We start from the raw sequence: 7,552 nt of genomic DNA, 5'->3' as shown, positions 1-7,552 counted from the left end.
CAGCGCTCCCTGAACTCTCTAAAAGTAGCAGCCCTACAATCTAGATGGCAACTGCGTTTGAGGTGCGCTTACCCTGGACTTACAAGACGGCTATTATTTCCAGCCGACCGTCTTCAAAGGAAACAACAAAATGCGAATTTTCCAAGAAGAAATCTTCGGCCCAGTATTAGCAGTCACCACCTTCAAAGACGAAGCCGAAGCCTTAGAAATTGCCAACGATACTCTCTACGGTTTAGGTGCAGGAGTTTGGACTCGCGACATCAACACCGCCTACCGCATGGGCCGCGCCGTTCAAGCAGGTCGCGTGTGGACAAACTGCTATCACCTATATCCGGCCCACGCAGCATTCGGCCGCTACAAATCATCGGGAATCGGCCGCGAAAATCACAAAATGATGTTGGATCACTATCAACAAACTAAGAATTTGTTGGTCAGCTACAGCCCGAAAGCATTAGGTTTCTTCTAAGTCATATCAAATTCCATACAACTGGAATTGATATAATTCATCTGCGTTAATCTGTGTTTATCTGCCCTCATCTGCGGTTAAAAAAAAGAATTTATTAACCGCAGATGACAATGGATGGACGCTGATTCACGCAGATGTCGAGAAGAGATATCTGAATAATTCCGATGAAGCCGGGATGTGATATCATTTAGTTGTCAGTTATTAGGAAGAGATCAGAGGAAAGAATAAAAAACTTTTCTTCTTCCATCTTCCATCTTCCTTGTTCTAAAATGGAAACGATCGCAAAAGTCACCGCAACAGAAGCTGCTTTAAAACTAATAGATTACCTCAAAACTCAACACGGAGAATTGATGTTTCACCAATCCGGCGGCTGCTGCGACGGTAGTTCCCCCATGTGCTTTCCCGATGGCGAATTGATAATCGGTGATGGTGACGTATTGCTGGGCGAAATAGGCGGTTGTCCCTTTTATATTGCAGCCCAGCAATACAAAAATTGGCAGCACACGCAGTTAATTATAGATGTGGCATCGGGGCCCGGAGACAGAGATTTTTCCCTGGAAGGGCCGGATGGAGAGCGTTTTATTACTCGTTCTCGCTTGTTTGTTAATATTAATTAACTTTTTTTAGCTTGTTTTTTGCACTCTAGCAATCTTATTTTTAATAACCGCAGAAATTTACAGGCGGGACGCCTGTTCCACAGAGGGGCGACAGAAATAGACAAGAGAAAAATATTATTTGTAGTGAAAAAATCGGCGTTTTTTGCTATGTATACTAGACTTGCATTGCATAAATCTTCTATCGATAAATTGACCGCAGATGAAAAGCAGAGCGACACAGATAGACGCAGATTTTTTTCAAGATAGTTTAGTTTATGACTTTGGCAATGCAAGTCTACTTTCTTTAGGGCCAACGTATTTCCTCAATAAAGGAGATACCATCGAAAATGCCATTTTTAAAGGCTTGAGTGCTACGAACTCGCTGATTTTTGCTGAGTAATGTCATTGTTTCAACGAAGGTAATCAGTGCGTTATCTTGGGTTTTAGTGGCCCGAAAGCAAACGGTTTCCTGGCCTGCATCCCAGGCAATCGCCGAAAAATTAGAATAACTGCTAGAAGACATTTTCAGAATCCGATTTTCAAATTCACCTTGAAAATTGAGCTGGCGGCGAGAACCATCTGAATATTCATAATTGTTAACTTGTCTGTAGTGAATTCCCTCAATCCAGATGGTAAAATTACCGAAGAATCTGCGAGAAAAATGTCCGCGAGTATCGGTTTTAATATACTCACCTTGCCAAGTGCCAAGATGACGAGTAAAAATGTCAGGAACTTTATCCAAATCGGGAGAGTTGAGAGGGTTGACGGTATCTTGATGAATTACAGGATCGTTACTCATTAAATCGGCCTCCAGTTTCTTTACAAAACGCGATCGAGTAAAATGCTTTTTTCTGAAATACCCGATTTCTTCAAAAAGTCGGGTCTCTGGGTATATTGATAATTTTTCATTGGGCTAACGACGACCTATCTTCAGACTCATTTCACGGCTAGTGCGTTGATATTCGTGGACTATGGGGAGTCTTTCTGTTTGGAAGCTTTCTAAGGCTTCGCGAATATTCGCACTATCTGCAAGATGTTTTGCTAAACACAAACCATCTTCCCAACCTGATGTCATTCCTCTGGCGCGTGTGGAACTTTTGGCGTGGGCCGCGTCTCCAATTAAGATAAAACACGACCATCATAGATTTTTGGTAGGGGGTCTATGTCATAGGAAAAACGACAGACAATATTTTCTACAGGGGTTGATTCAATCACATTTCGCGCATCATCTGGGAGTTTTGCTAGTTCTTTGGGAGGAATGCTGATATTATTAGGTTGCAGTTTACCTATTTCAGATTCGGTGCGCTCTTTTTCAATAAAGAAACCCCAATGAGTGCGACCTCCACCAATGTGAAAGAACTTGGCATAAATTCCCCTACCGCGTACATAAACAAAAAAGTTTCCTTCTGGACAGAAGCTGCTATCTTCGACTATTCCTCGCCAGACGACATCGCCTAAATAGAATAGTTGTACGTTGGGAACTATAAATTGACGAACTTTTGAGACGATTCCATCGGCACCAATTAAGAGATCGCCTTCCCATTTAGTGCCATCTTTAAAGTGGGCGATCGCACTGTGCTCGGTTTGGGCGATCGATGCTAATTCTGCATTAAAATGAATACACTCAGGGGGGGAACTCATCGAGGAGCGCTTCTAGTATAGCTTTGCGATGTACCAGCATTCCTGGGAGTTCGTTTTCTTCGTAGGTGACGGGCTCGGAACTTATGACACCGCCACGCAGGTTGCGAAACTCGAATACTTTAACCCGATCGCCTGAGTTAATAATTTTCTGGCTAATTTGAGGGTTGCCTTGATGCAGCGCTTCCATACCTGCTTGCACAATCAGGATACCACAACCATCGGTGCGCGGATGGGGGGCTTTTTCAAACAAGGTAACTTGAAATCCTTGTTTAATCAGCAGAATTGCCAGATAAACCCCTGATGTTCCGGCGCCGATAATACCTATCCTACTCTGGGACGAAACCATTTGTGCTTCTCCTGATTTAAGGTTGCCGATCCGTTCTCAACTACTATTTTAATTAAGGGAAATCTAATTTGCGCGATCACCCAATTGCGGATTGAGCTTTTGTTGATAGCGACAGGTTTCACGCTGCCGCTAAAATCAGTATCTGGGCTGATGCAGGATTAATTATTAAGTGCTAACTTCAAAACTCGCGCGCTCAAAACTTAAGACGACTTTAAGCTTGAGTATTTTTAATTAAAGCCAATTCAATTTTTTCATCAGCCTTTTGACTTACTTGTGCGCGCAAACCTGGTCCAAAAAAAGTAGCTATTTTGTCTTGCTTTTCTTCCCAGAGTTCGATCGGGATTAGTGGCGAATAAAACTCTAAAATTAACCCATAAGCACCGTCAACATCAACTTCCCGCAACCCTTGCAAGAGGGGCCGTTCCTCGTCTGTTGGGGCCAGACCCAAGCGCTCCAAAGCATCATCTAAGTGCGCGGGTTGACCGTAGCGAAATCGGGTGATATCTTTGCGGACTTGGTTTTGAGTATCTGTAGCCTGACTTTCTCGCAGGAGGAGAACTGCCGGAGATGTCGGTTCGGTGAACTCGACTGGTTCGAGTTCGGCCGCTTTGAGGGCCAAACCTCCCAGCAACAGCGGAATTCCATAAAAAAAACCGGCTAGGTTCAGGGTAGGTCTGTCTGTGAAGTAGGCTCCGAACCCGACTGCTGCTATAATACCGCCCACAACTAAGGCTAGGTTTGCTAAAGAAATTTTACGTAACATATTAGTGAGGTAAGTAGTCGGACAGAAATAATATACTTTAATTATTATCTGTCAAAAAGTCTTGAATAAATTTAGTTTTTTTGCCAAAAGACCTAGAAAAACTGCTAGCATCTATGAGCGCGGGAGCGGTGTGCATCCACAGTCTTGTCTCTAGCTTCAGAAGCTTATCCAGCCGGACTCGCCCGGGCGCGCCATCGGTAAATAAGTAGTCGTGCAAAATTAATTACACAATATTTCGCGTGAAAGCCTTACCTAGCAAGAAGTCTTTATGTAATTAATTTTGTGTAGTTACTTATCCGTTTTAATTGCGCGGCGTTGGTTCCAGAAGGCAATCGAGATCGGCAGTATCATCAAAGTATACAGAGTGGCGATCGCGATCGACACTCTTGCCCTTTCAACCATTTTTCGGACATGATTAAAGACGAAGACAAACAAACTGCGGTCGCAAACAAGGCGGTTCTGGAGCAGATTAACTCGCTCAAACGCGAAGATGAAAGGCTTTATAATATTTTAGCGATCGATGTCTGGGCCCTAGCCAAGACGATGGATGAATATCAACCGGGATTTTGGGCTGCTTTTATGAAAAACCGAGAGAAGGCCCTGAAGCGATTTTTAGCTGGAATGATGAAAAATAAACCCGCAGATACCAAACGTCCGCCTTTTTTGCGCTAAAATTTGGCTAAAGTTTGGCTGAAGTTTTGATGTACAATCAAACTATAACACAGACCAAAAAGCCCTGAGCAGGTTCATCACTTCCAATATAAAAAAAGTGAAGAATCGGCCCAGAAAGGTATGTAGGTGAATTAAGAATCTCCGTCTGTTCGCAGGGGGGGAATGTCAAATATTTTTGTTAATAGTAGCAAGGGCAAAAAATCATGGATGCACAAACAATCAAAGAGCGCGTAGCAGAGATCGAGAGCAAGCGGGAATCCCTCGTGCGGCTGTTAGATCGATCGGACTTGGGAGCCCTGAGAATAGATGTGAGTCAGGCGATCGAAGAAATTGACGATTTGTTAGAAGAATTCAAGCGCACTTTTAACAGTTGACAATTGACAATTGTTGGTTGGCAGTTGGCAGTTGGCAGTTGTTGGTTGGCAGTTGTTGGTTGGCAGTTGTTAGTTGTCGCGCATTTAATCTGCATATTTCGGTGTATTAAAACTTTGTGGGGCGGGCATCTTGCCCGCCCTAAAAGTTAAAATTAAATGCAGTACAGCTTAATAGCTAACAAGAACTGACAACGAGTGACTGCAAATTTGACCACTGACAACTGTCAACTGTCAACTGTCAACCCTTCGACAAGCTCAGGGCAAGCTGTCAACTGTCAACTGTCAACTGTCAACTGTCAACTGTCAACTGACTAATTCATCACCATGTCCATCAAAATTTGCTGGGAGCTAACCTCCGGGCAATTAGCAGGCGGCCGCCGCTGAGAGTAGTGTCCCCCAGACTGTAAATCCCAAGCTTGGCGGTTGTCAGCCAGCATTACCCCCAAAATTTCTTGCAACTCCTTAGCAATTGTCTCGTCTTCCACCTGAACTATTGCCTCAACCCGTCTTGTGAGATTGCGCTGCATCCAGTCAGCAGAACCAATATACACCTCTTCGTCGCCACCGTTGAAAAAATAAAACATCCGAGAATGCTCTAAAAAGCGACCGATAATACTGATAACTCGGATATTTTCGCTAACACCTTCCACGCCGGGACGCAAACAGCAAATCCCCCGGATAATCAAATCAATTTTAACTCCCGCTTGCGAAGCTTCGTACAAAGCAACAATGATTTGAGGGTCAACTAAAGCATTCATTTTAGCGACAATGCGGCCACAGCTACCGATGCCGCCTTCGGCCTGCAAGCGGCAGAATTCTGCCTCGCGCCGGATTAAAGCTAAAAATCGATCGCGCATATTGACCGGTGCCACCAACAATTTTCGATAAGATACCTGCCGCGAATAACCAGTCAAATAATTAAACAAATCCGTCAAATCCGAACCCAAATCCTCGCGGCAACTCAACAAACCCACATCGGTATAAAGTCCGGCTGTTTTGGGATTGTAATTGCCGGTGCCGATGTGCACGTAGCGGCGGATGTACCCGTCCTCGCGACGCACTACCATCACAATCTTGGTGTGAGTTTTGAGTCCCACCAAACCGTAAACTACGTGGACTCCAGCTTGTTCTAACTTGCGAGCCCAATTAATATTATTTTCTTCGTCAAACCTAGCTTTGAGCTCTACTAAAACGGCTACCTGCTTGCCGTTTTCCGCTGCTTCAATTAAAGAACTGACGATCGGCGAATCACCAGAAGTGCGGTATAAAGTCATCTTAATGGCTAACACGGAGCGATCGTGCGCCGCCTCAGTAATAAACCGCTGCACCGTCGCCGCAAACGAGTGATAAGGATGGTGCAGCATCAAATCCCCCTGGCGGATGGCGGTGAAAATATCCTCACCATCCTCAACATCCAACCTCGATTTGCCTAAAATCATTGGCGATTCCGAGTTCCGCAAGCGCGGCGGCACTACCGGAGTCCAAGCCGGATCTTTCAGTTCTGGCACCGGCAACCCCACAAAAGACATCAAATCCTTGAGGCCTAGCAGCCCCTCTACGACGTAAACATCCTGCTCACCGAGATCCAGCTCCTCCATCAGCATATCTCGCAGCGCAGGTGGCATAATCGCTTGGATTTCCATCCGCACCGCAGAACCTGCAAACCGGCGCTTGCGGAGCTCCTGTTCTATCGCCAGCAGCAAATCCTCTGCCTCATCTTCCTCCACAGTCAAATCGGAATTGCGAGTAATGCGGAAGGGGTGATATTCCTGAATGTCCATTCCGGGAAACAAAGCCTCTAAATTGTGGGCGATTACCTGTTCTAGGGGCACACCAGTCCACACAGGAGATTTGCCCCTCTGCTGCCACTGCAAATCCCCCGGTAGTGGCAAAAATCGGGGCAATACCTGCGGGACTTTGACGCGGGCAAACAATTCCTCGTGGGTGTCGGGGTCTCTGACTACTACTGCTAAATTGAGGCTGAGATTTGAAAGGAAGGGGAATGGGTGGCTGGGGTCAACTGCTAGGGGTGTGAGTACGGGAAATACTTGTTCTTTGAAGTAGCGGTGCAAGTAATTGCGCTGTTCTTGATTCAGGTCGATGTAGTCGAGAATGTAGATGCCGCTTGCTACTAATTTGGGCCGCAAGGTTTGGTCAAAATAGGCGTGTTGCTGAGTAACCATCGGCAAAAGCCGCTTGTTGATGGCATCTAGCTGTTGTTGGGGAGTGCTGCCATCGGAGGTCAATTTGCTGACTTTTGCTTCTACTTGCTGTTTGAGGGCGCCTACGCGCACCATGAAATATTCGTCTAGGTTTGAGCTAAAAATAGCGAGAAATTTGAGTCTTTCTAGGAGGGGCGTGCGGGGGTCGAGGGCTTCGTGGAGCACGCGGTTGTTGAATTCTAGCCAGCTTTGTTCTCGGTTGAAGTAGTATTGCGGGTCGCTGAGGTTGATTTCAGTGTAGGTTTTGGCTGGGGTCTTTTTTTGCTTGGACATGGTTTGGGGGAGTCTTTTGGGGAGGCTCGATTGTATCTTTACCATTAGTATCGCAGTCATTGTGGTAGCGGCGTAGTAGCGGGCGATTGAAATCGCGTCTAGACAGACAAAACCCGAGCTCAGAGCTACCGTGTACACACAAGTCCAGCTAGAGCGGTTTTCCAACCAATGAAGATAGCTTCAAACTGTTGAAGACCAT

Annotated in this window: 10 protein-coding genes; 4 read left to right on the top strand and 6 right to left on the bottom strand. The window is 45.6% G+C overall.

Going from position 1 to position 7,552, the window contains the following annotated elements; translation table 11 throughout:
* The first annotated feature begins 73 nt into the window (after window positions 1-73).
* On the top strand, window positions 74-466 hold the full coding sequence (locus tag QUA58_RS30300) for an aldehyde dehydrogenase family protein (protein WP_445301916.1): 393 nt from the start codon (window positions 74-76) through the stop codon (window positions 464-466).
* A gap of 269 nt (window positions 467-735) precedes the next feature.
* Window positions 736-1,083, top strand: a complete 348-nt coding sequence (locus QUA58_RS30295) for a DUF779 domain-containing protein (protein WP_333397840.1) — start codon at window positions 736-738, stop codon at window positions 1,081-1,083.
* A 283-nt stretch (window positions 1,084-1,366) separates the two neighbouring features.
* Here the strand turns inward: QUA58_RS30295 and QUA58_RS30290 are convergent, their stop codons facing one another.
* From QUA58_RS30290 to QUA58_RS30270, 5 genes are all read right to left on the bottom strand, one after another.
* Window positions 1,367-1,861: a hypothetical protein gene (locus QUA58_RS30290; protein ID WP_333397838.1), complete on the bottom strand. Its 495-nt coding sequence runs from the start codon at window positions 1,859-1,861 to the stop codon at window positions 1,367-1,369.
* 114 nt (window positions 1,862-1,975) lie between these two features.
* Window positions 1,976-2,137 carry a hypothetical protein gene (locus QUA58_RS30285; RefSeq protein ID WP_333257069.1) on the bottom strand — a complete coding sequence of 54 codons (162 nt, stop codon included), beginning with the start codon at window positions 2,135-2,137 and terminating at the stop codon, window positions 1,976-1,978.
* 44 nt (window positions 2,138-2,181) lie between these two features.
* Window positions 2,182-2,703: a hypothetical protein gene (locus QUA58_RS30280; RefSeq protein ID WP_333397836.1), complete on the bottom strand. Its 522-nt coding sequence runs from the start codon at window positions 2,701-2,703 to the stop codon at window positions 2,182-2,184.
* On the bottom strand, window positions 2,687-3,049 hold the full coding sequence (locus tag QUA58_RS30275; RefSeq protein WP_333397834.1) for an NAD(P)-binding protein: 363 nt from the start codon (window positions 3,047-3,049) through the stop codon (window positions 2,687-2,689). Before QUA58_RS30275 ends, QUA58_RS30280 begins: the two co-directional genes overlap by 17 nt.
* 211 nt (window positions 3,050-3,260) lie before the next feature.
* Complete coding sequence (locus QUA58_RS30270) at window positions 3,261-3,812, bottom strand: DUF2854 domain-containing protein (protein ID WP_333257074.1); 552 nt, start codon at window positions 3,810-3,812, stop codon at window positions 3,261-3,263.
* 411 nt (window positions 3,813-4,223) lie between these two features.
* Between QUA58_RS30270 and QUA58_RS30265 the strand changes: the two genes are divergently transcribed.
* Window positions 4,224-4,484 (top strand): hypothetical protein, encoded by a 261-nt coding sequence (locus QUA58_RS30265; RefSeq protein WP_333397831.1) that lies wholly within the window; start codon window positions 4,224-4,226, stop codon window positions 4,482-4,484.
* A 203-nt stretch (window positions 4,485-4,687) separates the two neighbouring features.
* The gene (locus QUA58_RS30260) at window positions 4,688-4,858 is read left to right on the top strand and encodes a hypothetical protein (protein WP_015176488.1); all 171 of its coding nucleotides are present in this window, start codon (window positions 4,688-4,690) and stop codon (window positions 4,856-4,858) included.
* 311 nt (window positions 4,859-5,169) lie between these two features.
* Here the strand turns inward: QUA58_RS30260 and ppk1 are convergent, their stop codons facing one another.
* Window positions 5,170-7,353, bottom strand: a complete 2,184-nt coding sequence (ppk1, locus tag QUA58_RS30255; protein WP_333397828.1) for a polyphosphate kinase 1 — start codon at window positions 7,351-7,353, stop codon at window positions 5,170-5,172.
* Window positions 7,354-7,552: the final 199 nt, after the last annotated feature.

The sequence above is a fragment of the Microcoleus sp. N9_A1 genome, assembly GCF_036701795.1.
Taxonomy (GTDB): Bacteria; Cyanobacteriota; Cyanobacteriia; order Cyanobacteriales; family Microcoleaceae; genus Microcoleus.
Note: the sequence above shows the minus strand (reverse complement) of the source record. Positions and strands in the feature narration are given on the sequence as shown.

What these genes read in the sequence shown, in the direction of transcription:
- QUA58_RS30270 (WP_333257074.1), bottom strand. Translation starts at nt 3,812, where the DNA reads ATGTTACGTAAAATTTCTTTAGCAAACCTAGCCTTAGTTGTGGGCGGT.
- QUA58_RS30260 (WP_015176488.1), top strand. Translation starts at nt 4,688, where the DNA reads ATGGATGCACAAACAATCAAAGAGCGCGTAGCAGAGATCGAGAGCAAG.
- QUA58_RS30295 (WP_333397840.1), top strand. Translation starts at nt 736, where the DNA reads ATGGAAACGATCGCAAAAGTCACCGCAACAGAAGCTGCTTTAAAACTA.
- QUA58_RS30285 (WP_333257069.1), bottom strand. Translation starts at nt 2,137, where the DNA reads ATGACATCAGGTTGGGAAGATGGTTTGTGTTTAGCAAAACATCTTGCA.
- QUA58_RS30275 (WP_333397834.1), bottom strand. Translation starts at nt 3,049, where the DNA reads ATGGTTTCGTCCCAGAGTAGGATAGGTATTATCGGCGCCGGAACATCA.
- QUA58_RS30280 (WP_333397836.1), bottom strand. Translation starts at nt 2,703, where the DNA reads ATGAGTTCCCCCCCTGAGTGTATTCATTTTAATGCAGAATTAGCATCG.
- QUA58_RS30265 (WP_333397831.1), top strand. Translation starts at nt 4,224, where the DNA reads ATGATTAAAGACGAAGACAAACAAACTGCGGTCGCAAACAAGGCGGTT.
- QUA58_RS30290 (WP_333397838.1), bottom strand. Translation starts at nt 1,861, where the DNA reads ATGAGTAACGATCCTGTAATTCATCAAGATACCGTCAACCCTCTCAAC.
- ppk1 (WP_333397828.1), bottom strand. Translation starts at nt 7,353, where the DNA reads ATGTCCAAGCAAAAAAAGACCCCAGCCAAAACCTACACTGAAATCAAC.